This window comes from Azospirillum humicireducens (genome assembly GCF_001639105.2).
In the GTDB taxonomy this organism is placed as follows: Bacteria; Pseudomonadota; Alphaproteobacteria; order Azospirillales; family Azospirillaceae; genus Azospirillum; species Azospirillum humicireducens.
On sequence record NZ_CP015285.1, the window covers coordinates 302501 to 327176 of the forward strand.

The 24676-nt window shown below is 68.9% G+C and carries 20 protein-coding genes, 1 tRNA gene and 2 rRNA genes (1 of these 23 only partly in view); 13 read left to right on the forward strand and 10 right to left on the reverse strand.

Going from position 1 to position 24676, the window contains the following annotated elements:
* The 4 genes from A6A40_RS01345 to A6A40_RS01360 all read left to right on the forward strand — a co-directional run.
* Positions 1–897: ribosomal RNA gene (locus A6A40_RS01345) — 23S ribosomal RNA — on the forward strand (it extends 1850 nt beyond the left edge of the window).
* Positions 898–1038: 141 nt separating this feature from the next.
* Positions 1039–1154 (forward strand): 5S ribosomal RNA (gene rrf / locus A6A40_RS01350).
* A gap of 80 nt (positions 1155–1234) precedes the next feature.
* Positions 1235–1311 (forward strand) — tRNA-Met (locus A6A40_RS01355).
* Positions 1312–1485: 174 nt separating this feature from the next.
* Positions 1486–2436: an MBL fold metallo-hydrolase gene (locus A6A40_RS01360; protein WP_063633793.1), complete on the forward strand. Its 951-nt coding sequence runs from the start codon at positions 1486–1488 to the stop codon at positions 2434–2436.
* A gap of 16 nt (positions 2437–2452) precedes the next feature.
* Here A6A40_RS01360 and tyrS read toward each other — a convergent pair whose 3' ends face one another.
* The 8 genes from tyrS to A6A40_RS01400 form a co-directional block, all read right to left on the reverse strand.
* Positions 2453–3697 carry a tyrosine--tRNA ligase gene (gene tyrS, locus A6A40_RS01365; protein ID WP_063633794.1) on the reverse strand — a complete coding sequence of 415 codons (1245 nt, stop codon included), beginning with the start codon at positions 3695–3697 and terminating at the stop codon, positions 2453–2455.
* Positions 3698–3932: 235 nt separating this feature from the next.
* The gene (locus A6A40_RS01370; protein WP_063633795.1) at positions 3933–4592 is read right to left on the reverse strand and encodes a YcbK family protein; all 660 of its coding nucleotides are present in this window, start codon (positions 4590–4592) and stop codon (positions 3933–3935) included.
* A gap of 115 nt (positions 4593–4707) precedes the next feature.
* Entirely contained in the window at positions 4708–5634 is a 927-nt protein-coding gene (gene radC / locus A6A40_RS01375; protein WP_063633796.1) for a RadC family protein, read from the reverse strand.
* 96 nt (positions 5635–5730) lie between these two features.
* Positions 5731–6297 carry a cytochrome b gene (locus A6A40_RS01380; RefSeq protein ID WP_063633797.1) on the reverse strand — a complete coding sequence of 189 codons (567 nt, stop codon included), beginning with the start codon at positions 6295–6297 and terminating at the stop codon, positions 5731–5733.
* Positions 6298–6360: 63 nt separating this feature from the next.
* Positions 6361–7782 carry a sensor histidine kinase gene (locus tag A6A40_RS01385; RefSeq protein ID WP_063633798.1) on the reverse strand — a complete coding sequence of 474 codons (1422 nt, stop codon included), beginning with the start codon at positions 7780–7782 and terminating at the stop codon, positions 6361–6363.
* On the reverse strand, positions 7779–8504 hold the full coding sequence (locus A6A40_RS01390; RefSeq protein ID WP_063633799.1) for a response regulator: 726 nt from the start codon (positions 8502–8504) through the stop codon (positions 7779–7781). Before A6A40_RS01390 ends, A6A40_RS01385 begins: the two co-directional genes overlap by 4 nt.
* Before the next feature lie 143 nt (positions 8505–8647).
* Positions 8648–9601, reverse strand: a complete 954-nt coding sequence (locus tag A6A40_RS01395; RefSeq protein ID WP_063633800.1) for a hydroxyacid dehydrogenase — start codon at positions 9599–9601, stop codon at positions 8648–8650.
* Between the two features lie 42 nt (positions 9602–9643).
* Positions 9644–10312, reverse strand: coding sequence for a 4-carboxy-4-hydroxy-2-oxoadipate aldolase/oxaloacetate decarboxylase (locus tag A6A40_RS01400; RefSeq protein ID WP_063633801.1), 669 nt, complete (start codon positions 10310–10312; stop codon positions 9644–9646).
* Between the two features lie 295 nt (positions 10313–10607).
* On the opposite strand from A6A40_RS01400, the gene A6A40_RS01405 reads away from it, so the two are divergent.
* On the forward strand, positions 10608–11696 hold the full coding sequence (locus A6A40_RS01405) for a tripartite tricarboxylate transporter substrate binding protein (protein ID WP_082860685.1): 1089 nt from the start codon (positions 10608–10610) through the stop codon (positions 11694–11696).
* A gap of 98 nt (positions 11697–11794) precedes the next feature.
* Here A6A40_RS01405 and A6A40_RS01410 read toward each other — a convergent pair whose 3' ends face one another.
* A complete protein-coding gene (locus tag A6A40_RS01410) occupies positions 11795–12763 on the reverse strand; it encodes a tripartite tricarboxylate transporter substrate binding protein (RefSeq protein ID WP_063636064.1) in 969 nt (322 codons plus the stop codon).
* A 665-nt stretch (positions 12764–13428) separates the two neighbouring features.
* Between A6A40_RS01410 and ykgO the strand changes: the two genes are divergently transcribed.
* The 8 genes from ykgO to A6A40_RS01450 all read left to right on the forward strand — a co-directional run bounded on the left by ykgO (position 13429) and on the right by A6A40_RS01450 (position 23976).
* Positions 13429–13554: a type B 50S ribosomal protein L36 gene (ykgO, locus tag A6A40_RS01415; RefSeq protein WP_012973122.1), complete on the forward strand. Its 126-nt coding sequence runs from the start codon at positions 13429–13431 to the stop codon at positions 13552–13554.
* A 209-nt stretch (positions 13555–13763) separates the two neighbouring features.
* Positions 13764–15251 (forward strand): FAD-linked oxidase C-terminal domain-containing protein, encoded by a 1488-nt coding sequence (locus tag A6A40_RS01420; RefSeq protein ID WP_014246802.1) that lies wholly within the window; start codon positions 13764–13766, stop codon positions 15249–15251.
* 16 nt (positions 15252–15267) lie between these two features.
* On the forward strand, positions 15268–16566 hold the full coding sequence (locus A6A40_RS01425) for an FAD-binding protein (RefSeq protein WP_063633802.1): 1299 nt from the start codon (positions 15268–15270) through the stop codon (positions 16564–16566).
* Between the two features lie 17 nt (positions 16567–16583).
* Entirely contained in the window at positions 16584–17909 is a 1326-nt protein-coding gene (glcF, locus tag A6A40_RS01430) for a glycolate oxidase subunit GlcF (RefSeq protein ID WP_063633803.1), read from the forward strand.
* Between the two features lie 198 nt (positions 17910–18107).
* Positions 18108–18815, forward strand: a complete 708-nt coding sequence (gene pcsA, locus A6A40_RS01435; protein ID WP_063633804.1) for a phosphatidylcholine synthase — start codon at positions 18108–18110, stop codon at positions 18813–18815.
* Positions 18816–18902: 87 nt separating this feature from the next.
* Positions 18903–19643 carry a DUF72 domain-containing protein gene (locus A6A40_RS01440; RefSeq protein ID WP_063633805.1) on the forward strand — a complete coding sequence of 247 codons (741 nt, stop codon included), beginning with the start codon at positions 18903–18905 and terminating at the stop codon, positions 19641–19643.
* A 116-nt stretch (positions 19644–19759) separates the two neighbouring features.
* The gene (locus tag A6A40_RS01445) at positions 19760–22576 is read left to right on the forward strand and encodes a DUF2339 domain-containing protein (RefSeq protein WP_063633806.1); all 2817 of its coding nucleotides are present in this window, start codon (positions 19760–19762) and stop codon (positions 22574–22576) included.
* Positions 22577–22659: 83 nt separating this feature from the next.
* Complete coding sequence (locus tag A6A40_RS01450; protein WP_063633807.1) at positions 22660–23976, forward strand: hydroxyacid-oxoacid transhydrogenase; 1317 nt, start codon at positions 22660–22662, stop codon at positions 23974–23976.
* A gap of 9 nt (positions 23977–23985) precedes the next feature.
* Here A6A40_RS01450 and A6A40_RS01455 read toward each other — a convergent pair whose 3' ends face one another.
* Positions 23986–24432 carry a GFA family protein gene (locus tag A6A40_RS01455; RefSeq protein WP_063636065.1) on the reverse strand — a complete coding sequence of 149 codons (447 nt, stop codon included), beginning with the start codon at positions 24430–24432 and terminating at the stop codon, positions 23986–23988.
* Positions 24433–24676: the final 244 nt, after the last annotated feature.

Here is a 24676-nt window from a genome sequence, read left to right on the forward strand (position 1 = left end):
TGTCTCCAACACCAACTCAGCGAAATTGAACTCTCCGTGAAGATGCGGAGTTCCCGCGGTCAGACGGAAAGACCCCGTGCACCTTTACTACAGCTTTGCAGTGGTGCTAGGGACTTCATGTGTAGGATAGGTGGGAGGCTTGGAAGCATGGGCGCCAGCCCGTGTGGAGCCAACCTTGAAATACCACCCTTGAAGTCTCTGGCATCTAACCGTGGCCCGTTATCCGGGTCCGGGACCCTGCATGGCGGGTAGTTTGACTGGGGCGGTCGCCTCCCAAAGTGTAACGGAGGCGCGCGATGGTGGGCTCAGAGCGGTCGGAAATCGCTCGTCGAGTGCAATGGCATAAGCCCGCCTGACTGCAAGACTGACAAGTCGAGCAGAGACGAAAGTCGGCCATAGTGATCCGGTGGCTCCACGTGGACGGGCCATCGCTCAACGGATAAAAGGTACGCCGGGGATAACAGGCTGATGACTCCCAAGAGTCCATATCGACGGAGTCGTTTGGCACCTCGATGTCGGCTCATCACATCCTGGGGCTGGAGCAGGTCCCAAGGGTTCGGCTGTTCGCCGATTAAAGTGGTACGTGAGCTGGGTTTAGAACGTCGTGAGACAGTTCGGTCCCTATCTGCCGTGGGTGTCGGAGTTTTGCGAGGATCTGTCCCTAGTACGAGAGGACCGGGATGGACATACCTCTGGTGCACCGGTTGTCACGCCAGTGGCATGGCCGGGTAGCTAAGTATGGACGGGATAACCGCTGAAAGCATCTAAGCGGGAAACCCACCTCTAAACCAGAGCTCCCTTGAGAGCCGTGACAGACCATCACGTCGATAGGAGGCATGTGGACCGGCAGCAATGCCTGAAGCTAAGCCTTACTAATCGCTCGATCGGCTTGATCTCGACACCACAGACCGCGCCATGCGCAGCAGCAAGCCTGCTCAAAGGCCCTGCTTGACGCAAGCCCGCCAGTTCGATACATCCTCACATCACTTGCACGACAGCGAAAACGCTTTGGATAGCGTCGGTCTTGAGCCTGGGTGACCTGGTGGTCATGGCGAGGTGTCAAACACCCGATCCCATCCCGAACTCGGCCGTGAAAAGCCTCCGCGCCAATGGTACTGCGTCTTAAGACGTGGGAGAGTAGGTCGCCGCCAGGTCACTCAGCCTCAAGAGACGCTCATTCAAAGCATATTCGCTGGCATCGTCACGACACCCATCACCCCATATGACAGACATCCGCGGGGTGGAGCAGCCCGGTAGCTCGTCAGGCTCATAACCTGAAGGCCGCAGGTTCAAATCCTGCCCCCGCAACCAAATTAAGCCCGCCGAGCGTCAGCTCGACGGGCTTTTTGCTGTGTTCGGCCCGGACTCCGCGGCAGCAGCAAACGCGTTGCGTGGTTTCAAATGAAACGATATGGTTGGGTCAACCGATCAATGGCGGCCATATCCATCGACGCTTGATACAGGCCGCGCCTGGGGAGAAACGGGATGTCCAAGAACTTTGCCTCTCATGCCGATCTCGAGGAGAAGACAGTCAGCTTCGACAAGCTGTCCGACAATGCCTATGCCTATACGGCGGAAGGCGATCCCAACACCGGCGTGGTCATCGGCGACGATGCGGTGATGGTGATCGACACCCAGGCTACACCGGTGATGGCGCAGGACGTCATCCGCCGGATCCGCGAAGTCACCGACAAGCCGATCCGCCATGTCGTGCTGTCGCACTACCATGCGGTGCGCGTGCTGGGCGCGTCGGGCTATGCGCCGGAGCAGATCATCGCCAGCGAGGACACCCGCGACCTGATCGTCGAGCGCGGCGAAGCCGACATGGCGAGCGAGATCGGACGCTTCCCCCGCCTGTTCCGAGCGGTCGAATCGGTTCCCGGCCTCACCTGGCCGACCATCACCTTCCGCGGCACGATGACGATGTGGCTCGGCGCGCTGGAGGTGCAGTTGCTGCAACTCGGCCGTGGCCACAGCAAGGGCGACACCGTGGTGTGGCTGCCACAGCAGAAGATCCTGTTTTCCGGCGACCTCGTCGAGTACGGCGCTACCCCCTATTGCGGCGACGCCTATTTCACCCACTGGCCGGCGACGCTCGACGCGATTGCCGCGCTGAAGCCAGAGAAGCTGGTGCCCGGCCGCGGCGCCGCCCTGACCACGCCGGAACAGGTGGAGGAGGGGCTCCGCGGCACCCGTGCCTTCACCAGCGAATTGTTCGATCTGGTGAAGCAGGGGGTTGCCGCCGGCAAGGACCTGCGGACGATCTACCAGGACACCCACGCCGCGCTGAAGCCGAAGTTCGGCCATTGGGTGATCTTCGACCACTGCATGCCCTTCAACGTCACCCGCGCCTATGACGAGGCGACGCAGTACCCGGATCCCCGCATCTGGACCGCCGAGCGCGACCTGGAGATGTGGCGCCAGCTGGAGGGCTGACGCCACCGGCGCTCCATCAAGGCGTCAGGATCAGGCGGACATGGCGCTTGCGGCCCGCCGACAGGACGGCGGTGGTCGTGAGCACCGCCGCCTCGTCGGTCACCGGCTCGCCGTCCAGCCGGGCGCCGCCCTCGCGGATCAGGCGGCGCGCCGCGCCTTTCGAGGCGCACAGGCCGGCTGCAACCAGCGCATCGGCCAGCGGCACGCCATCGGCCCCCTCACGCTGCAGGGCGATTTCCGGCAGGCCGTCGCCGCCCGGTGCGAAGGGGGACCCGGCCGCCGCAGCCGCCTTTTCGGCCTCGGCCGCCCCGTGGCACAGGCGGGTGGCCTCTGTCGCCAGCACGATCTTCGCCTCGTTGATCTCGGCCCCCTGCAGCCGCTCCAGCCGGGCGATCTCGTCCAGCGGCAGTTCGGTGAACAGGCGCAGGAACCGGCCGACATCGGCATCCTCGGTGTTGCGCCAGAACTGCCAGAAGTCGAAGGGGCTGCGCGCATCGGCGTTCAGCCACACCGCACCGCCCGCCGTCTTGCCCATCTTTGTGCCCGAGGCGGTGGTCAGCAGCGGCGTGGTCAGGCCGAACAGCTCGCGCCGCTCCACCCGGCGGGCCAACTCGATGCCGTTGACGATGTTGCCCCACTGGTCCGACCCGCCCATCTGCAGCAGGCAGCCGTGCCGCCGCGACAGCTCCAGGAAATCATAGGCCTGGAGGATCATGTAGTTGAACTCCAGGAAGGTCAGCGGCTGCTCGCGCTCCATCCGTTGGCGCACCGACTCGAAGCTCAGCATGCGGTTGATGGTGAAATGGCGGCCGACATCGCGCAGGAAGGGCACGTAATCCAGCCCGTCCAGCCAATCGGCATTGTCCACCATCACCGCGTCGGTCGGCCCATCCCCGAAGGTCATATACTGGCCGAAGACGCGGCGCAGTCCGGCGGCGTTGGCGGCGATCTGCGCATCGTCCAGCATCGGCCGCGTGGTGTCGCGGAAGCTGGGGTCGCCGATCTTGGTGGTGCCGCCGCCGATCAGCACGATGGGGCGGTTGCCGGTACGCTGCAGCCAGCGCAAGGCCATGATCGACAGCAGATGCCCGACATGCAGGCTGGCCGCCGTGGCGTCGAAGCCGACATAGGCGGTCAGCACGCCGCCGGGTGCCGCGCCGGCCAGGCCCGACAGGTCGGCGGCCGGGTCGCTGCACTGATGGAGGAAGCCGCGCTCGCGCAGGATATGCAGGAACTCGGCGGCACTGGATTTGGAAGACATGGGACAGCTCTCTTGCGGATGGACCGTTGCCGTCCGGAGACTGTCTCTGTCGGGGAGAGAACCATGGCCGCCGGACTTGCGACGGCATGGTTTCGGGGATGACCGATCGACGCCGCGCTATGAGAGCGGCGGATAATACATCGGAGCGGTGAGGGCGATGCGATCAGTCATGATGTCTTCCCTACACCGGGTTGCCGGAAAGATCCACCCCCGGCAGGTCAATGCTGCCAACCGCTCAGCGCCTGCCGAGAAGCTGGCGGCGGGCGAGCGCGCGGTGAAGCTGCATGCGCTGGGATACGGTGCGGGGGCGGGCGCCGCGGATTCCGGGGGCGAACAGCCCGTCCAGATTCTGCCCGAACATCTCCCAGCTGCGCAGCGGGCCGGTGTCGATGTGCAGGAAATGCGAGCGCGGATACCAGCCGACCCCGCCGCGCTTGAGCTCCAGCGCGCTGCGATGCGCATCGGGCAGGCGGGAGGGCAGGGTGATGTCCAGCGCACGGCCCAGCAGATGCTGGCTGTGCTCCGCCACCCCCAGGCTGCGGGCGGCCAGCATGGCGTTGGTTTCCGGCGTGCGGAAGGCCGACAGGATGGTCGCCTTCGGCTCCCCCACCGCCTCCATGATGTCGGCCAGGAAATCGAGCGTGCCGACGTCGATCGGCCCCTCCTTGTTGGCGCGGTGGTCGCGCAGAAGTTTGGAAAGGTCGGCCATCGCGTCGGGCAGCGGACCGGAGGCGTCGCGGTAGGGCCCCTCGAACGTCTCGCCGGTGTGCTGGTTCCGGAGGCTGAGGCGGCGGGGTGCCGCGGGTGCGGCCAGCGCGCGGTCCGACATCAGGACGAGCGCTCCGCAGCCGATCAGCAGGCTTCGGCGCTTCAGGGAGAGGGGCGAGGAGGACATGGAGGGGCTTGGTCTTTCAGCAGGGCACCGTCACGTCAACAAAATGGAGAGCGATTCGCAAATGCAAAGTGGCGGAGCATGGCCCGGCTGCGCGGAAAGCAGGGGCCTCCGCCGCTCACAGCAGGCGCTGGGCCTTGAAGCTGGTGTGGCGCCCGCCCTTGCCGATCACCAGATGGTCGTGGACGATCAGGCCGACGGCATTGGCCGCGCGCACGATCTCCTTGGTCATCTCGATGTCGGCCCGGCTGGGGGTGGGATCGCCGGAGGGGTGGTTGTGGACCAGAATCACCGCACTGGCCGACAGCTCCAGCGCCCGCTTCACCACCTCGCGCGGGTAGACGGGGGTGTGGTCGACGGTGCCGCGCTGCTGCACCTCGTCGGCGATCAGGGTGTTCTTGCGGTCGAGGAACAGCAGGCGGAACTGTTCCGTCGGCTCATGGGCCATGGCGGCGGAGCAGTAGTCGATCAGCGCCTGCCAGGAGGCCAGAACCGGCCGGTCGATCACCCGCTGCTGCAGGGCGCGCAGGGCGGCGGCGCCGACGATGCGAACGATGGCGACGGCATTGTCGGTGCCGAGCGACACGCCCTCCGCCTTCAGCCCGCGCAACCGCTCCGGCGGCGCGTTGACCACGCCCCACAGGTCGCCGAAGGTCCGGATCAGCAGCTTGGCGAGCGGCTTCACGTCGCGCCGCAGGCTGACGGCGAACAGCACCATCTCCAGCAGCTCGTAATCCTCCAGCGCGTCCGGCCCACGGTCGAGGAAGCGGCGGCGAAGCCGCTCGCGATGATCGATGTAGTGAGGATCGTCGCCGCCGGCCTCGTCGCTGGTTTCGCCCGCGGTTCCGCAAGCGGTCCCGCCGGCCGCATCACCAGGGGAGAGGATGTCTCCGGCTTCCTCCCCCTCCACGCCCGCGGCGGCGGTCGAGGACAGCAGGTCGGGAAATGGCAGGAGGCCGGCGGTCAGGCCGGCATCGTCCAGTTCCGTTCCGCTCCGCGTGCTTCCCGCCTTCCGGCTGCGTCCCGTCGTCTTGCGTTCTGCCATCGATCGTCGCCATCCATATGTATGGCGATGACTATAGCCTCTCGATGCGCGAGCGCACAGGGGCGCTGCTCGCGCTTTTGGAGAGGTGGGCTCTGGTCAGTCGGCAAGGCCGGTTTCCCGGTCGGCCTGCCGGTCGGGCAGCATGCGGCCGAGCACGCCGTCGCGGCGGACGAGATGGTGCCACAGCGCGGCGGCCATATGCAGGGCGGCCAGGGCAAGGATCAGGTTGGCGGCAAGCTCGTGAATGTCCTTCACCGACCGGCCCAGCGTGCGGTCGGCCTCGACCGGGGATGGAATCGAGAAGAGGCTGAAGAAGGTCAGCGTGTCGCCGCGCAGCCAGGTCAGCACCACCCCGATCAGCGGGACCGCCAGCATCAGGGCGTAGAGACCGAGATGGACCAGATGGGACGCGCCGCGCTCGGCCGGCGCCATGGTGGACGGCAGCGCCGGGATGCCGCGGACTAGGCGCAGTCCCATCCGGGCAATGACCAGCCCGAGCAGAAGCAGGCCGAAGGAGATGTGCAGCCACCAGATGGTGGCGCGCATCGGGTGTCCGCGTTCGTAGAACTCCTCGCCGAAGGTCAGCAGGTAAAGGCCGACGATGAGCAGGGCGATCAGCCAGTGCAGGGATTTCTGGGCCGGGCTGTAGGCGGTGACGGTCATGGCGATGCTCCGGAAGGAGGGGAGGGTCGCCGTCCGGTCTAGACCGCCAAACTTACGTGCCGCTTACACGCCGCCGGCCGCGGCATTCTCGGCCGGTGGTGCGGCAGTCCGCCGCAGCTGGAGGGGAAAGCGCAGGGTGAAGGTGGTGCCGCCGCCCGGCGTGTCGGCGATGGCGACGCTGCCGCCATGCGCGGCCATGGTGCGCGCGACGATGGAAAGCCCGAGTCCCGCGCCGCCGGACTCCGTTGGCTCCGTGGTCCGGTCGCGGCCGCCCTGCCAGAAGCGTTCGAAGACGCGGGACCGAAGGGCCGGCGGAATGCCGGGACCGCGGTCGATCACCCGCAACAGCGGCTCGCCCGTGGCCGAGACCGCCACCTCGATGCTGACCGTGCTATCGGCGGGGGCATGGCAGACGGCATTCTCCACGAGGTTGCGCAGGGCGCGGAACAGCGGGTCGTGCGCGCCGCGCACCGGCAGGGCGTCCTGCCGTCCGATGACCTCGATCCCGCGGCGTCTGTCCAAGGCCAGCGGGGCGATGTGGGTCGCGACCTCCACCGCGAGCGCGGTCAGGTCTACGGTCTCGCCCGGCGCGATCCGCAAGGCGTCCAGCCGGGCGAGGTCGAGCAGCTGGTCCACCAGCCGGGTCATGCCGGCGACATCCGCCCGGATCGGGGCGCCGGGCGTGCCGATCAGCGCCAGATGCGCGTCCAGGACGGCCAGCGGCGTGCGCAGTTCGTGCGCGGCGTCGGCGATGAAGCTGCGCTGGGCCCGATAGCCCGCTTCCAGCCGGTCCAGCGCCTGGTTCACCGCGCGGACCAGCGGCAGGACCTCGCGCGGCATGCCCTCTTCCGGCAGGCGTTCCGACACGCTGTCCGGCCCGATCGCGGCGGCACCGGCCGACGCCCGGCGCAGGGGCCGCAGCCCGCGATGGATGATGACGAGGTTGACGAGGATCAGAACCAGGGCGAAGGGCAGCCATATCCAGCCGAAATGCTCGACGAACTCCTCCAGCAGCCACTCGATGTGCAGTTCCTCCTCGCCGGAGACCACCTGGATCCACAGGCGGCGGCCATCGACTTCGATGCGGCGGCTCAGCCCGTAGAGAGCCGGTTCGCCATCGCGCGCCGGCACCCGGAAGACGGCATGCGACCGGTCGGAGCCGGTCGGATCGAGCGGACCCGACACCCCGTCGGAGCCAAGCAGCAGCCGGCCGTCCCCGTCGACGATGGCGAAGGAGGCGGCATTCACCCGCAGCATCGCGCGGACGGAGTCGGGCAGGGCGGCGACGAGCCGGTCGTCCGGCCCCCGCACCGCCTTCTCGATCATGCGGGCGACGCCGGACAGCGTGCGTTGGCGCATCCGGTCGTGGGTGCCCTTGAATTCGACGTAGAGCAGCAGCGCCGTGGTCGCGACCGCCAGCAGCGTGACCAGAACGAGCCAGCGCGCGATGGCGGCCATCAGGGAGGGCGGCTGCCTGCCGGTCATCCGCCGCTTCCCACGCCGCTTCCCACGTCGCTGCCCGCACCGGCTCCGGGCGGGTCCTCGATCAGGATATAGCCGATGCCGCGCAGGGTCTGGACGCCGGCGCTGGCGCCCGCCGCCTGCAGCCGCTTGCGCAGCCGGTGGATCAGCACCTCCACCGCGTTGGAGCCGACCTCCTCGCCGAAACCGTAGAGGCCGTTCTCCAGCGCCGCCTTGGACACCACGCGGCCGGCACGGCGCAACAGAAGTTCCAGCGCGTCCAGCTCCCGCCGTGTGAGGTCCAGCGGCTGGCCGGCGACGGTCGCCAGCCGGTCGGCCGAATCGAGGGCGATGTTCCCGAGTTGCAGCACCATTCCCAGCGCCGCCCCCGGCCGCCGCAGCAGGGCGCGGATGCGCGCCACCAGCTCCTCCAACGCGAAGGGCTTCAGCAGATAGTCGTCGGCCCCCAGGTTGAGGCCGCGGACCCGGTCGTCCACCGCGTCGCGGGCGGTCAGGATCAGCACCGGGGTGGTGTCGGCCTTCGCCCGCAGGGCGGACAGCAGACTCAGCCCGTCGGCATCGGGCAGGCCGAGGTCGAGCAGCACGGCGTCGAAGCCGGCGACCGCCAGGGCGGCCGACGCCTCCTCCGCGCTGTGGACGGGGTCGACGGCGAAGCCGGCCTTGCGCAGCCCCTCCGCGGTCAGGGACGCGAGCCGGCGGTTGTCTTCGATCAGCAGCAGCCGCAAGGCGGTGGCCTTCCAGAACCGGTGGTGAGGCGGGGTGCCGTGCCGCGACTCTCCGCCTTTTGCCCCGTCGCCGCAAGCCGGGGCAAGAAAAGGGCCTTTCCCCGGCGGATGGGGAAAGGCCCGTTTCCCTCACGAGGCTGCGGTCAGACGATCGCGGTGTCCGGGATGGTGCCGGTCAGCACGGCGCGGACATTGTCGGCGATCATGTGGCCGGTGCGGACGCGCGCCTCGTCGGTGGTGGCGCCGATGTGCGGGGTCAGGATCAGGTTCGGCACGTCCTGGAACGGGTTGCCGGCCGGCAGCGGTTCCGTCGCGAAGACATCCAGCAGGGCGCCGCCGAGATGGCCGCTCTTCAGCGCCGCGGCCAGCGCCGCCTCGTCGACGATGCCGCCGCGGGCGACGTTGACCAGGATGGTGCCGGGCTTCAGCCGGGCGATCACCTCGGCGCTGACCAGATTGTGGGTCTCCGGCGTGTAGGGCAGGTGGAGCGACAGCGCGTCGGCACTGTCCCAGATGCGGTCGAACGAGACCTTCTCCACGCCCATGCGGGCCCAGACCGGATCGTCGGCCGGCACATGCGGGTCGGCGGCGATCACCGTCATGTCCAGCCCCTGGGCGCGGCGGGCGACATGGCGGCCGATGCGGCCGAAGCCGACGATTCCCAACGTCTTGCCCGAAACCTCGCGCCCGATCAGCCGGCCGCGCGGCCATTTGCCGGCGACCACGTCGGGCGTGGCGAAATAGGTGGTGCCGCGCACCAGCATCATCAGGCCGGCGATGGCCAGCTCGGCCACCGACACCTCGTTCGCGCCGGTGGCGGGCAGGACGGCGATGCCGCGTTCCCGGCAGGCCGGCACGTCGATGTTGTCCAGCCCGACGCCCAGCCGGCCGACCGCCTTCAGGTTGGGGAAGGCGTCGAAGAAGGCGCCGCGGATCTCCGTCTCGTTGCGGATGCAGATGGCGCGGGCGTCCTGGCCCATCGCATACAGCTCGTCCAGGCGCTTGTAGAGCGTCTCGTCGTAATGCACGTCGAAGTCGCGGCGCAGATCGTCCACGGCGCTCGGCTGCATGAATTCGGAAATGATGATGTCGGGCATGGCGGGGGCTTCCGTCGAAGGGGGGCGGATGCGGGGGACGGGTCAGAGCGTGATGCCGGCGGCGTCCAGATAGGGCTTCAGGTTCAGAAGCTCGATCGTCGTCTCGCCGGCTTCCAGCTTGTGGCGGTAGGCCTCTTCCGCGGCCTCGCGGGCGGCGGCCTTCTCCAGCGTGTCGGCGGCCAGATCGCGCGGCACCACCACCACCCCGTCGTCGTCGGCGACCACGATGTCGCCGGCCGACACCATCACGCCGCCGCAGACGATCGTCGTGTTGATGTCGCCCTTGGCGTCGGTCTTGTTGGTGCCCTTCATGTTGGTGCCGCGGCAGAAGACGGGGAAGCCCATGTCGCGGATGGCAACGGCGTCGCGCACGCAGCCGTCGATCACCAGCCCGCCCAGGCCGCGGGCGATGGCCGACGCGGTCAGCACGTCGCCCCAGGGGCCGGCGTCGGTCATGCCCTTGAAGTCGACGACCAGGATGTCGCCCGGCTTCGCCAGCGCCACCGCGATGTGGATCATCAGGTTGTCGGTCGGGCCGCAGGACACGGTCAGCGCCGGTCCGCACAGACGCATGCCGGGGAACAGCGGCTTGATCGGGTGGCCCATGGCGCCCTTCTTGCCCATCGCCTCGTGCAGGGTGGCGGGAGATTGGGCGCGCAGAGCCTCCAGCGTCGTTGCGTCGGGGCGGATGAAATCCTTGTGAACGGTCATGCCGGGAACAGCCTTTCGCGGATGAGCGGTTTACGAGCCGGCTGTATGCCGGATAATCCGCAGAGCGGGTGAACATATACTGATAAACAAGTATTAGAATATTTGAAGGTTGCTGAAAATATCGAAACGGCGGTTGATTGACAGAAAATCGCCTTTACGATGGAGCGGCCGCAAGAAGGCGCCGATCCGGCAACCTGCGGTAGATAAAAGCAATTGAAAGATGCCGCATCCACCTGGGCGGCGGTCCTGGGATGGTCCCGGCTGTTCAGCGGATGCGAACCGAAGGAGGCGATGTATGGATACGAACGCGCGTCCCGCCGTGCGGGGTGGATCGACAGGAACGGCCGCCGGTCCGGCCGCAACCGGGCGGTTCGATGCCCTTTCGCGCGGACTGCGGCGGCGTGCCGTCCGGCTGGCCGGTGCCGCCGGGATTGCGGTCTCCGCGCTGGCCGCGGCCTTCGGGCTGGCGGGGCCGGGCGCGGCCTGGGCGGCCTATCCGGAGAAGCCGATCACCCTGATCGTCGGCTATGCGGCCGGCGGCGGATCCGACTTCATCGTCCGTTCGCTCGCCCCCTTCATCGAGAAGGAACTGGGCGGCGGCACCCGCGTCATCGTGATGAACCGCCCCGGTGCCGGCGGGGAGATCGGCTTCGCCGCCATCGCCGACGCGGCTCCCGACGGCTACACCATCGGGCTGATCAACTCGCCCAACGTCGTGACGATCCCGATCGAACGCCAGGCGCGGTTTTCGCTGGACCGGCTCGACCCGCTCTACAATCTGGTCGACGACCCCGGCTCCTTCGTCGTCCACAAGGACAGCCCCTACCAGACGCTGGCCGACGTCGCCGCCTTCGCCAAGGCCAACCCCAACAGCGTGACGGTCGGCACCACCGGCATCGGGTCCGACGATCATCTCGCCATGCTGATGTTCCAGCGCCTGACCCAGACCCGGCTGACCCATGTGCCCTTTCCGGGCAGCGCCGACGCCCACCGCGCGCTTCTGGGCCGGCATATCCAGGTGACCTCGATGAACATCGGCGAATCGGCGCGGGCCCGCGAAGGCGACCCGATCCGCATCCTGGGCGTGATGACCGAGGAGCGGTCGGTCCAGGCCTCCGACGTGCCGACCTTCAAGGAGCTGGGGTTCGACGTGAAGATGGCGTCGCTGCGCGGTCTGGCCGCGCCGACGGGGCTGCCGCCGGACATCCGCGCCAAGCTGGTGGATGCCATCGGCAAGGCCGTGCTGCATCCGGAATTCCAGGACATCGCCCGCAAGGCCTATCAACCGCTGCGCCTGCTGCCCCCCGACCAGTATGCGGCGGAGCTGAAGACCCAGGAGGCGACCTTCCGCGCCATGTGGAAGGAGACGCCCTGGCTGAAGTGACGGCTCCTGCAGGCGCAGTCTGAAGGACAATGCAGACATGGAAATGGGCGCCGGCAGATCGCCGGCGCCCTTTCTTTTCGCATCGACCTTGCGGAGCTTTACTTCAGCCAGGGGTTCGTGGCCCACAGATCGCGCAGTTCCTTGGTCGACTCGGCCAGTTCGGCGGCATATTTCTCCGGCGGCAGCAGGCGGACCGGCTGATACAGCTCCTTCGCCTTGGCCTGGAAGCCCGGATCGTTGGCGGCCTTGTCCAGCGCGTCGACCAGCTTGGTGCGGACATCCGGCGGCAGCCCCTTCGGGGCGGCGATGCCGCGCAGCGACGACATCAGCGCGGCGAAGCCCTGCTCCTTGAAGGTTGCGACGCCGGGAGCCTGCTCCACCTTCTTGTCGGCCATCACGCCCAGGACGGTGATCGGGTCCTTCTGCTTGTACTGCATCGCCTCGCCGATGTTCACGGCGCTCAGCATGATCTTCTTGTTGGCCAGCGCCGCTTCGTTCGCGGCGGAACCCTGGAAGGGCACATGGGTGAAGGTCACGCCGGCCTGGCGCTGGAACACCAGCATCGCCAGATGGTCGTCGGACCCGATGCCGGTGGTGCCGACGGTGACGCCGTTGGGATTGGCCTTGGCGAAGGCCACAACGTCGGTCAGCGTCTTGAACTGCCCTTCGTTGTGGACCGCGAAGGAGCTGGGATCGTCGACCAGATTGTAGAGCGGGTCGAGCCGGTCCAGCGAATAGCGGGCCTGGCGTTCGATCGGGATGGCGTTGACGTTGGGCGAGTTGATCGCGCCGATGGTGTAGCCGTCGGGGGCCGAATCGGCGATGGCGGCGAAGCCGATCTCGCCGCCGGCGCCCGGCTTGTTCACCACCTCGACCCGGCTGCCGTCGCCCAGCTGCTTCTCAAGGAAGGGCGCCAGGGCGCGAATCAGCAGATCGGTGCCGCCGCCGGCGCCGAAGGCCACGATCATCGTGATCGGCTTCTCCGGATAGGCCGCCTCGGCGTTGGTGGCCGACATGAACATCGCACCGGCCGCAGCCGCCAGAGTCAGAGACTTCCAGAACTTCATGATCCCCCCTTCGATGATGCACTGCGCGGGGCGGGCCGGAGTCGGCATGCCATGCGCGGAACGGGGCGGAGTCCGGCCCGGTCCGGCACGAATCGGCGCCGCCCCGGCGGGATCGGCTGTAATCGTGCGCGGCGGCGGTCCGGATGCCGCTGAATATCTGAGGACGTTCCTACATCAGCAAGAACAGGCCTTCAACTCCGCAGCATACGATTTCGCGTCGTCGCGTCAATACACCGCAGAATATTGTGAAGGATTGATGAGTGTGATGGAAGTGTGCAAATAAATACTGTGTATTGGTTCGGGTGATTGGTGATTTTTGTTGGGATAGGCTTGCCTTTCCCAAGTCGAGAATCATGGGCTGACAGTCGTCTTCCGCTCGCCGCCCCTCATGGCCGTCTAACGCGAAGTTGTATATCTTCCATAGCTTCTGCCGGAGCGCCCACAAGGTTTCCCTTTATTGGAGAACATAAAGGAGTATGGCATCTCATAGGTATGCGCAGTGTTTTCCGCCTCCCGCGCCTGTCGGGCCGCTCCCGCGGGTCCGGTGCGAAAGACGGTCGGCGGCGGCCGGTGTTTCGGGGGCATTCCCGGACGTTGACAGTCGGTGGGCACCGCACTATGGTGCGCGCCTTCAATCGAGCCGCCGAGCGTTCAGGAACAGCATCATGAAAATCGTCAACTCCCTGAAGTCGATGAAGACGCGCCATAAGGCCTGCCGCGTGATCCGCCGCAAGGGCCGCGTCTACGTCATCAACAAGCAGAACCCCCGTTTCAAGGCCCGCCAGGGCTGACCGATCCGCAAGGGTCGATCGACTGCGAGGCCGGGCATCGCGCCCAGCCTCTCCGTCATCGGGTGTTTACGCAAGAGCCGCGCCTTCGGGTGCGGCTCTTGCGTTTTGGGGTGCCTGCATCCCCGTCGCCGCATCGCCTTGTATTGGGATCCCTGCGGATGGTACGTGTGGCGGACGAGTTCGCCGCAACGGGATGAGGACCGCCCGCCATGAAGATGCCGGTGCCGGACAGCGGGGTGATCGCCCGCCGCCGGGAGATCGTGGAGGCGCTGCGCGCCATCGTTCCCGGCGAAGGCGTGATCGTCGACGAGAACGAGCTGCGCGCCTACGAGTGCGACGGCCTGACCGCCTACCGCCAGCTGCCGATGGTCGCCGTTCTGCCCAGCACGGTGGAGCAGGTGTCCCAGGTCCTGAAGACCTGCAAGGCGATGGGGGTGAAGGTGGTGCCGCGCGGGGCCGGCACCTCGCTGTCGGGCGGCGCCCTGCCGCTGGCCGACGGCGTGCTGCTGGGCATGGGCAAGTTCAAGCGCATCCTCGACATCGACTATGCCAACCGCTGCGTCACCGTTCAGCCGGGCGTGACCAACCTCGGCATCTCCAACGCGGTCGCGCATGAGGGCTTCTATTACGCCCCCGACCCATCCAGCCAGATCGCCTGCACCATCGGCGGCAACATCGCCGAGAATTCCGGCGGCGTGCATTGCCTGAAATACGGGCTGACCACCAACAATGTGCTGGGGCTGGAGATGGTGCTGATCGACGGCACCGTCATCCGGCTGGGCGGCAAGCATCTGGACGCCGGCGGCTACGACCTGATGGGCATCGTCACCGGGTCGGAAGGGCTGCTCGGCGTCGTGACCGAGGTCACCGTCCGCATATTGAAGAAGCCGGCGACCGCCCGCGCGGTGCTGCTCGGCTTTCCCAGCAGCGAGCAGGGCGGCGACTGCGTGGCCGCCATCATCGCCGCCGGCATCATCCCCGGCGGCATGGAGATGATGGACCGTCCCGCCATCCATGCGGCCGAAGCCTTCGTCCATGCCGGCTATCCGCTGGATGTCGAGGCGCTGCTGATCGTCGAGCTGGACGGCCCGGCGGCGGAGGTCGACCATCTGATCGACCGGGTCGAGGCCATCGCCCGGACCAAGGGCGCCTGTTACGCCCGTGTGTCCAAAAGCGAGGAGGAGCGGCTGGCCTTCTGGGCCGGGCGCAAGGCGGCCTTTCCGGCGGTGGGGCGGATCAGCCCCGATTACTACTGCATGGACGGCACCATCCCGCGCAAGGCGCTGCCGCTGGTGCTGCAACGGATGCAGGAGATGTCCGACCGCTGCGGCCTGCGCGTCGCCAACGTCTTCCATGCCGGCGACGGCAACCTGCACCCGCTGATCCTCTATGACGCCAACAAGCCGGGCGAGCTGGAGGCGGCGGAGGAGTTCGGCAACGACATCCTGCGCCTGTGCGTCGAGGTCGGCGGTGTGCTGACCGGCGAGCATGGGGTGGGGGTGGAGAAGCGCGACCTGATGACCGACCAGTTCGACGAGGCCGATCTGCAGCAGCAGCAGCGGTTGAAATGCGCCTTCGATCCCGACGGTCTGCTGAACCCCGGCAAGGTCTTCCCCACGCTGCACCGCTGTGCCGAGCTTGGCCGGCTGCATGTCCACCAGGGGGAGCTGCGCTTCCCCGACATCCCGCGCTTCTGAAGGGCCGCCGCTCGCCATGACCATCACCACCTTGAAGCCGGAGACCCCCGCGCAGGCGGCCGACGCGGTGCGTTGGGCGCTGTCGGCCGATGAGCCGCTGGAGATAGTGGGCAGCGGCAGCCGCCGCGGGCTGGGGCGCCCGGTGCGGGCCGGCCACGCGCTCGACCTGTCGGGCCTGTCCGGCGTCATCGCCTATGAGCCGGAGGAGCTGGTGCTGACCGCGCTGGCCGGAACGCCGATGGACCTGATCCGCAGCATGCTGGCCGAGCGCGGGCAGCATCTGGCCTTCGAGCCGCCGGAGGGCGGCACGCTCGGCGGGCTGGTCGCCAGCGGGCTGGCCGGGCCGCGCCGCATCTCCGCCGGGTCCGCCCGCGACCACACGCTGGGGATATCCGGGATCAGCGGCCGGGCCGAGGCCTACAAGGGCGGTGGCAAGGTGGTGAAGAACGTCACCGGCTATGATTTGCCCAAGCTGATGGCGGGCTCCTTCGGCACGCTGACCGCGCTGACCGAGATCACGGTGAAGGTGCTGCCGGCGCCGGAGGACACCGCGACGCTGCTGCTGTTCGGGCTGGACGACAGGGCGGCGGTGGCGATGCTCGACCGGGCTCTGCGCAGCCCCTACGAGGTGTCGGGCGCTGCCCATCTGCCGGCGGGGATCGCCGCGCGGTCGCAGGTCGCCGCCGTGGCGGGGGCGGGCGGGGCGGCGACGCTGGTCCGGCTGGAGGGCTTCGGCCCGTCGGTCGCCGCGCGCGTCACCATGCTGCGCGAGGAATTGCGGGCCGATGCCGTGCTGGGGCGCGACGAGTCGCTGGCGCTCTGGCGCGAGGTTCGGGACGGGGCGGGGCTGGGGGAGGTGGTTGCTGATGGCCCCCTCCCCAACCCTCCCCCGCCTTTGGCGGGAGAGGGGGCCTTGCCGACGCCGGCCCAATCTCCCTCCACCGCGCAAGCGGGGGAGGGTCGGGGAGGGGGCAACCGTGGCGACACTCCCCACCTCTGGAAACTCTCGGTTCCCCCCTCGACCGGCCCGTCCACGGTGGACGCCATCCGCCGCACGCTCGACGTCGAGGCCTTCTACGACTGGGGCGGCGGGCTGGTCTGGCTGACCGCACCGCCCGACTCGGGCGCAACCATCCGCAGCGCGCTCTCCGCCGGGGGCCATGCGACGCTGGTGCGGGCGCCGGAGGCGGTGCGTGCGGCGACCGACGTGTTCCAGCCCTTGCCGGAGCCGCTGATGACGCTGAGCCGCCGGGTCAAGGAGAGCTTCGACCCCAAGGGCATCCTCAACCCCGGCCGCATGTATGCGGGGCTGTAACGGGAAGGCCGATCTCGATGCAAACCAACTTCTCGCTGGCCCAGCTGGCCGATGCCGCGATCCGCGACTCGGAACAGATCCTGCGCAAATGCGTGCATTGCGGCTTCTGCACCGCGACCTGCCCGACCTACACCATCCTGGGTGACGAGCTGGACAGCCCGCGCGGCCGCATCTACCAGATCAAGGACATGCTGGAGAAGGGCGGGCCGCCGCCCGAAACCACGGTCAAGCACATCGACCGTTGCCTGTCCTGCCTGTCCTGCATGACGACCTGCCCGTCGGGTGTCCATTACATGCATCTGGTCGATCACGCCCGCGCCCATATCGAGGCGACCCACCGCCGACCGCCGGCCGACCGGGCGGTGCGCGACCTGATCGCGCGGGTGCTGCCCAACCCGCGGCTGTTCCGGCTGGCCCTGCTGGGCGCTTCCCTGGGCCGGCCCTTCCGCGTCCTGCTGCCGAAGCGGCTGTCGGCCATGCTGGCGCTGACCCCGTCCAGCATCCCGGCGCCGAGCTACAGCGACCGGCCGGGCGTCCATCCGGCCGAGGGGCCGCGGAAGAAGCGGGTGGCCCTGCTGATCGGCTGCGCCCAGCAGGTGCTGGCGCCGCAGATCAACGAGGCGACCATCCGCCTGCTGACCCGGCACGGTGTCGAGGTCGTGGTGTCGAAGGGCGCCGACTGCTGCGGCGCCCTGACGCACCATATGGGCAAGGAGGATCTCGCCCACGCCGCCGCGAAGAAGACGATCGACGCCTGGACGAGGGAGATCGAGGGCGAGGGACTCGACGCCATCGTCATCAACGCGTCCGGCTGCGGCACCAGCGTGAAGGATTACGGCCACATGTTCCGCGAGGATCCGGCCTATGCCGCCAAGGCGGCGCGGGTGGCGGATCTCGCGAAGGACGTGACAGAGCTGATGGACGGGATCGGGCTGGCCCGCCCGGTGGTGGAGACGGGGCAGGCCATCGCCTACCACTCCGCCTGTTCGATGCAGCACGGCCAGCGCATCAAGGAGCCGCCGCGCGCCCTGCTGCGCGCCGCCGGATTCCTGGTGAAGGAGATCCCCGACGCGCATCTGTGCTGCGGGTCGGCCGGCACCTACAACATGCTGCAGCCGGACCTGGCGGGGGAGCTGCGGACCCGCAAGGTCGCGGCCATCGAAAGCACCCAGCCGCAGGCGGTGGCGGCCGGCAATCTCGGCTGCATCACCCAGATCGCATCCGGCACGGGGCTGCCGGTGGTCCACACGGTGGAGTTGCTGGACTGGGCGACCGGCGGCCCGATGCCCGACGCGCTGACCGGCCGGGCGGCCTTCCGGCAGGGCGGCGCGCGGGCGGCCTGAGAGGCGGGGCGCGGACGGCCGTGCCGGACGGCGTGGACGGAGCCGGGGGTTTCGGACCCCCACAATTCTGTGTTTATCTGCGTTCATCTGTGTCAGAAGATCCGCCCGCTCCACCGCCTTTCGTCCCAGCCCCATTCCGTTCAGGTCATCGCCTTGTCCTTGCCACCGTCCTCTTCGCCACCCACGGATAACATCGGCATGAGCGCCGGCTATGGAATCACCCATCGCCTGTCGGCCTGGGGCGTCCACATCTTCACGGCCAGCGGCGCCGTGCTGGGGCTGCTCGGCCTGCTGGCGGCGGCGGCGGGCGATGCCAAGCTGTGCCTGATGTGGCTGGGCATCGCGCTGGTCGTCGACGGCGTCGACGGCACGCTGGCCCGCCGCGTCTCGGTCAAGCAGGTGCTGCCGGGGATCGACGGCTCGGCTCTGGACCTCGTGATCGACTACCTGACCTATGTCGTGGTGCCGGCGGTGTTCATCCACCGCTTCGGCCTGCTGCCGGAGGGGCTGGTCAGCATCGCTCTCGCCGCCTGGATCCTGCTGACCGCGCTCTACTGCTTCGCCAATGTCGGGATGAAGAGCGGCGACAATTATTTCGTCGGATTCCCGGCGATCTGGAACGTCGTCGCCCTCTATTTCTGGTTGCTCGACCTCAATCCCTGGATCAACGCGGCGGTGGTGGTTGCGCTGGGTCTGCTGACCTTCACCACGGCCAAGTTCCTGCACCCTTTCCGTGTCAAGGCGCTGATGCCGCTGAACATCGCGGTGACCACGGTCTGGCTGCTCTGCTGCGTCGCGCTGGTGGTGCTGGAGCCGGCGCGTCCGGGCTGGCTGTTCGGCCTGTGGCTGGCGACCTCGGTCTATTACGCCGCCGTCTGCGCCTGGCGGACCCTGCGCGGCCCCTGACGGCCCGGCCTCCGGGGAGGAGGGAACAGCTCCGCGTGCCGGCCGTTGCCTGGAGGGCAAGTCCGGCGCAGCAGAGGAAACCCCGCCTTGGCCGCAGCGTACCCGATCCGGATCGGCACAGCCGGCTGGAGCATTCCCAAACCGTCGGCCCCGGCCTTTCCCGCCGACGGCACCCATCTTGAGCGCACCGCCCGCATCATGACGATGACGGAGGTGAACAGCAGCTTCTACCGCCCGCACAAGCCGGAAACCTGGGCGCGCTGGGCAGCCTCCACCCCGTCCGGCTTCCGCTTCGCGGTGAAGCTGCCCAAGGCGATCAGCCATCAAGCCCGGCTGGTGGGCGCCGACGCCGCGCTGGAGCGCTTCCTGGCCGAGGCCGGGATGCTGGGCGGCCGTTTCGGTCCGCTTCTGGTCCAACTGCCGCCCAGCCTGCGCTTCGACCGGTCGGTCGCGGAGGATTTCTTCGCGCTGCTGCGCGCCCGCTTCGACGGCGACGTGGTGTGCGAGCCGCGCCATGCCTCCTGGTTCGCCGAAGGAGCCGACGCCCTGCTCGTCGCCCACCGCGTCGCCCGCGTCGCCGCCGATCCGGCACCGGTGCCGGGAGCCGGCGAACCCGGCGGCTGGGACGGGGTCCGGTACTGGCGGCTGCACGGGTCGCCGGTGATCTACCGCTCGGCCTACGGACCGGCGGTGCTGGACGCGCTGGCCGACCGGCTCATGGCCGAGGCGGTGCTGCGGCCGGTCTGGTGCGTCTTCGACAACACCGCCGACTTCCACGCGGTGGACGACGCGCTGGCGACGATGGCGCGGCTGCGGGTCCGATCATAGGCGCAATTCTCTATCGGATGACCCCCCAGCACGACCGAGACAGTGCATTGTTGCAAGTCTATCCTGGCGCGAAATGCTCCCGATAGGAGGGGCAACGGCGTGCAGGCGGTGCGGTTATGGAGTTTGTCGTCCTACTGTTGATCTTCGGCTTCATCACCCACCGGCTCGACCGGCGGCTGAAGGCGCAGGAGGCGGAGATCGCCGCGCTGCGCGGCAGGCTGGACAAGGCGCTGACCGGCGCCGCTCCCCTGCAGGCGTCCCCGCCCGACGAGGCTGCGGCCGCGGCGATGGAGGACGCGCCGCAGACGGAGCCGCTCGCCGACCCGGCCCTTGCCGCCGAAGCGGCTCCCCCGCCGGAGGAGACCGCGCCGCCGGCCAGGCCGGAACCCGCCGCTGCACCGTCTCCCCGCCCGGCGCGGGCGGGCTGGCGCGAACTGGAGGAATCGCTGGCCTCGCGCTGGCTGATCTGGCTTGGCGGCGGCACCATGGCGCTGGCCGCCGCCTTCTTCATCAAGCTGTCGGTGGAGCATGGCTGGCTCGGGCCCGGCGTGCGGGTGGCGCTGGGGCTGCTCGCCGGTTTCGCGCTGATGGTGGGCGGCGAATGGCTGCGCCGCCGGCCGATGCAGCGCGCCGTCGCCGCCTTGCAGCCCGATTACGTGCCGCCGGCCCTGACCGCCGCCGGCCTGTTCACCGCTTTCATCAGCGTCTATGGCGGCTTCGCCCTGTTCGGCCTGTTCGCGCCGCTGGTCGCCTTCGCGCTGCTGGCCGGCCTGTCGATGGCCGGCATCGCCCTGTCGCTGCTGCAGGGGCCGCTGATCGCGGCGCTGGGGCTGCTGGCCGGCTATGTGTCTCCCCTTCTGGTGTCCACCGGCAACTCCGATGCCTGGAGCCTGTTCGCCTATCTGCTGGCGCTGAACGGGGCCGGCATGGCGGTGGTGCTGTACCGCCGCTGGCGCTGGCTCGGCTGGGGGGCGCTGGCCGGTGCGGCGCTCTGGCCGCTGCTGTGGATGATCGACCCGTGGAGCCGCGGCGACGCGCTGCCGACCGGCATCTACCTGCTGCTGACCTCGGCCCTGTTCCTGGTTCCGGCCATGCTGGGCGTGGTTGCGGGAACCGCGGAGGACCGGCTGGCGGAGCCGGCGCCCGCCACCGGCTGGCGCCGGGCGCTGCCCGACTGGATCCGGCGCAAGCAGCGCCATCCCGCCGACCGGCTGGCGATGATGGCGATGCGGCTGTTCGGCCTGCTGGTCGCCGCCGTCACCTGGCGCGCCGGGCATGACGCGGTGTCGCTGACCGTGCTGACCCTGTTCGCGCTTCTCGCCATGACCGCCGGCCGGCGGACCGAGCGGATCGCCGGAGTCGCCTGGATCACGGCGCTGACCGTGCTGCTGTCGCTGGCGCCCTGGAACCTGCCCTATGTGCCGTCCAGCCCGCCGCCGCTGACTGCGGAGGGCCAGCCGCTGATCGTCGCCGATCCGGCCGGCTACCCAGCGGCGGTGGTGCGCTTCCTGTGGGTGGCGGGCGGCTTCGCGGCGCTGTTCGGCATCGGCGGTTTCGCCGCGCTGTGGGGCGCCCGGCGGGCGGCGCTGTGGGCGTCGCTGTCGGCCCTGGTGCCGCTGGCCCTGCTGACGCTGGCCTACGCCCTGGTCGAGCCGCCGGAGACCGCCATCGGCTGGCCGGCTGCGGCCCTTGCGCTGGCCGCCCTGCTGGTCGCCGGCACCACGCCGCTGGCCCGCCACCGCCACCGGCCGGGCGCCGCGCTGGGCCTTGCCGCCTTCGCCGCCGGGGCGAGCGGCGCCATCGCGCTCGGCGCCACCATGACCCTGCAGGAGGCGTGGCTGACCGTGGCGCTGGCGATGCAGGTGCCGGTGCTGGCCTGGCTGGAGCGGCAGATGAGCCTGCGCGAGCTGCGCGGAGTCGCCCTGCTGGTGGCGGTCGCCGTGCTGGTGCGGCTGGCGATCAACCCCTATGTGCTGGATTACGAAGGCTATGCCTGGATCGGTTACGGCTATGGCCTGCCGGCGCTGGGCTTCCTGGTGGCGGCGCGCCTGATGCGGACGGCGCCCGATGCCCAGGGAAACATCGGACGCGGCGACGATCTGGTGGTGATGGTGCTGGAGGCCGGCGCGCTGATCTTCACCACCCTGATGCTGTCGCTGGGCATCCATCGCTGGATGGCCGGCAGCCTGGAGGCGGAGCCGTCCGGCCTGACCGAAGTGGCGCTGCACACCCTGTCCTGGCTGGGCCTCGCCCTCCTGCTGGCCGCCGACCGGCGGTGGAGCGCGCGGCCGGTGGCGGTTTGGGGCCGGCGCCTGCTGGTGCTGCTGGCCGCCGTGACCGCCTTCTTCCTGCATCTGTTCGCCCTGAACCCGCTGTGGAACTTCGAGTGGGTCGGAACCTGGCCGGTGGTCAACCGGCTGCTGCTGGCCTATGGCGCGCCGGCCGTCCTGCTGCTGCTCTACCTCTGGTACGACCCGCCGCCGTCGCGCGGCCTGCGCAGCGCCGCGCCGGTCCTGCCGATGCTGCTGATCGCCGCCAACCTCGCGCTGGAGATCCGCCGCGCCTTCCAGGGGCCGGTGCTGAACGGCTACGGGACGTCGGACGCCGAATGGTACGCCTATTCGGCCGGCTTCCTGCTGTTCGCGGTGGCGATGCTGGTGGCGGGGATCCGCTTCGGCTGGGGCTGGATGCGCCATGCCGGGCTGGTGCTGGTGCTGGCGGTGGTGGCCAAGGTGTTCCTCAGCGACATGTCGGACCTCGAGGGGATGTACCGCGTCGCCTCCTTCCTCGGCCTCGGCGTCTCGCTGGTCGGCATCGGCTGGCTGTACCAGCGCCTTCTGCGCCCGTCCGCCGCCGGCACCCCGCCGGAGCCGCCGCTCTCCCCGGCAGATGATCTGCCAACGGATGATCCGTTGAACCAACGGACTCATTGACAGGCCGGGCGGGGAACGCTCCCATACGGTGAAGGATGGGCCGGGACGGAACCTGGCCCCCGCCACCGGAGGAGCAGCGCCAGATGGACCGCGAGACGCACGGCAACGCCTATCCCATCCTTCCCGACGGCGAGGAGGGCTTCACCGTCGAGGCGGCGCGGATGAAGTTCGGCCCCGGCATGCTGGCGGAACTGGGCGGCGATGCGCTGTCGCTGGGCATGACGCGGGTGGCGCTGTTCACCGACCCGCGGGTTGCCGCAACCGCCCCCTTCGCCATGGCGCTCGACGGGTTGAAGCGGGCGGGCCTCGATCCGGTGGTCTATGACCGCTGCCGGGTGGAGCCGACCAGCGCCTCCTTCCTCGACGCCGCCGATTTCGCGCGGGACGGCGGCTTCGACGGCTATGTCTCCATCGGCGGCGGATCGGTGATCGACACCGCCAAGGCGGCGAACCTCTACGCGACCTATCCGGCCGACTTCCTCGCCTACGTCAACAAGCCGCTGGGCGAGGGCATCCCGGTGCCCGGCCCGGTCAAGCCGCACATCGCCTGCCCGACCACCTGCGGCACCGGCAGCGAGACCACCGGCGTCGCCATCTTCGACCATGTGGAAAAGCAGGTGAAGACCGGCATCTCGTCGCGTTACCTGCGGCCGAGCCTCGCCGTCGTCGATCCGCGCACCATCGACAGCCTGCCGCCCGGCGCCATCGCCGCCACCGGCTTCGACGTGCTGACCCATGCCATCGAGAGCCACACCGCGCGGCCCTTCCGCTCCCGCCCGCGCCCCGAGACGCCGACGGCGCGCCCGCCCTACCAGGGCGCCAACCCGTGGTCGGACATCGGCAGCCTGCAGGCGATCCGGCTCGGCGGGCAATGGCTGGAACGGGCGGTCAACGACCCCGACTGTGCGGAAGCGCGCGACGCCCTGATGTTCGCGGCGACGCTGGCCGGTCTCGCCTTCGGCAATGCCGGGGTGCACATCCCGCACGCCATGTCCTATTCGGTGGCCGGGATGAACCACAGCTTCACCGCGACCGGCTATGAGGCGGTGGAGCCGATGGTGCCGCACGGCATCTCGGTGGTGCTGAACGCCCCCGCCGCCTTCCGCTTCACCGGCCCGGCCGCTCCCGAGGCCCATCTGCGCGCCGCCGAGGCGCTGGGGGCGGACGTGCGGGGTGCCTCGCCGGAGGATGGCGGCGAGCTGCTGGCGACCCGGCTGATCGGCATGATGCGGGCGACCGGCCTGCCCAACGGGCTGTCGGCGCTCGGCTATGGCGAGGCCGACATTCCGGGTCTGGTCAGGGGCGCCGCCGCCCAGCAGCGCCTGCTGACCATCGCCCCCCGCCCGGTGTCGGAGGACGACCTGCGCGGGCTGTATGCGGACGCGATGCGTTATTGGTGAAGGTTGCCGCTACTCTGCCATCGTTTCGCCGGAACCGCCGAACTCGGCCGGGAAGTCCTTCAGCTTCGGCAGGCCGTCCCGCATCGGCAGCACGGTCTCGGCGTAGTTGACGTGGACGGCGGGGGCGAAGGGCAGGGTCGGCAGGGTCGCGGAGAAAACGTCCACGAGGCCGAGCGGCGGGTGATTGGTCATCAGATGCCCGCCGCACTTCGCGCAATATTGGCGCTGGCTGAGCGGCGTCTTCTGGAAGGTCGCGAGATGTTCGGCGCCCGCGGTCACGCGCACCGCGTCGGGCTTCCACAGGGTGAAGGCATTGACCGGGCCGCCGGACCAGGAGCGGCAGGACCGGCAATGGCAATAGCCCATGGCCTCCGGCGATCCGGTGACCTCCACCTCCACCGCGCCGCAGAAGCAGCTGCCCGTATGAGTCTCGGTCTGAGTCTCCGTGCTTGTCATGGCTTTCGACTTCATCTTTGTTGGTGATGCGAACAATAGGACGCTATCACCGATAACAAGTATGTTCAGTTGGCCATTAGGACCATACTCATTCGATAGGCGATAACAAAGCTCCCCGAAAAAGCAGGGCAATCGGGAGCCGGCGGAAGGATTGAGGGCGGGCGACGCGGGGAAAGTCCCTCTCCCACTGGGAGAAGGAAAGCTGCGCTGGCTTTGGCAGGATGCCATCTCGATGGCGAATGCC

Coding starts and splice junctions, on each gene's coding strand:
- A6A40_RS01400 (WP_063633801.1), bottom strand. CDS start 10,312: ATGACCGTTCACAAGGATTTCATCCGCCCCGACGCAACGACGCTGGAG.
- A6A40_RS01405 (WP_082860685.1), top strand. CDS start 10,608: ATGGATACGAACGCGCGTCCCGCCGTGCGGGGTGGATCGACAGGAACG.
- A6A40_RS01395 (WP_063633800.1), bottom strand. CDS start 9,601: ATGCCCGACATCATCATTTCCGAATTCATGCAGCCGAGCGCCGTGGAC.
- radC (WP_063633796.1), bottom strand. CDS start 5,634: ATGGCAGAACGCAAGACGACGGGACGCAGCCGGAAGGCGGGAAGCACG.
- A6A40_RS01445 (WP_063633806.1), top strand. CDS start 19,760: ATGGAGTTTGTCGTCCTACTGTTGATCTTCGGCTTCATCACCCACCGG.
- A6A40_RS01450 (WP_063633807.1), top strand. CDS start 22,660: ATGGACCGCGAGACGCACGGCAACGCCTATCCCATCCTTCCCGACGGC.
- A6A40_RS01420 (WP_014246802.1), top strand. CDS start 13,764: ATGAAGATGCCGGTGCCGGACAGCGGGGTGATCGCCCGCCGCCGGGAG.
- pcsA (WP_063633804.1), top strand. CDS start 18,108: ATGAGCGCCGGCTATGGAATCACCCATCGCCTGTCGGCCTGGGGCGTC.
- tyrS (WP_063633794.1), bottom strand. CDS start 3,697: ATGTCTTCCAAATCCAGTGCCGCCGAGTTCCTGCATATCCTGCGCGAG.
- A6A40_RS01380 (WP_063633797.1), bottom strand. CDS start 6,297: ATGACCGTCACCGCCTACAGCCCGGCCCAGAAATCCCTGCACTGGCTG.
- A6A40_RS01370 (WP_063633795.1), bottom strand. CDS start 4,592: ATGTCCTCCTCGCCCCTCTCCCTGAAGCGCCGAAGCCTGCTGATCGGC.
- A6A40_RS01360 (WP_063633793.1), top strand. CDS start 1,486: ATGTCCAAGAACTTTGCCTCTCATGCCGATCTCGAGGAGAAGACAGTC.
- A6A40_RS01385 (WP_063633798.1), bottom strand. CDS start 7,782: ATGACCGGCAGGCAGCCGCCCTCCCTGATGGCCGCCATCGCGCGCTGG.
- A6A40_RS01425 (WP_063633802.1), top strand. CDS start 15,268: ATGACCATCACCACCTTGAAGCCGGAGACCCCCGCGCAGGCGGCCGAC.
- glcF (WP_063633803.1), top strand. CDS start 16,584: ATGCAAACCAACTTCTCGCTGGCCCAGCTGGCCGATGCCGCGATCCGC.
- A6A40_RS01410 (WP_063636064.1), bottom strand. CDS start 12,763: ATGAAGTTCTGGAAGTCTCTGACTCTGGCGGCTGCGGCCGGTGCGATG.
- ykgO (WP_012973122.1), top strand. CDS start 13,429: ATGAAAATCGTCAACTCCCTGAAGTCGATGAAGACGCGCCATAAGGCC.
- A6A40_RS01455 (WP_063636065.1), bottom strand. CDS start 24,432: ATGACAAGCACGGAGACTCAGACCGAGACTCATACGGGCAGCTGCTTC.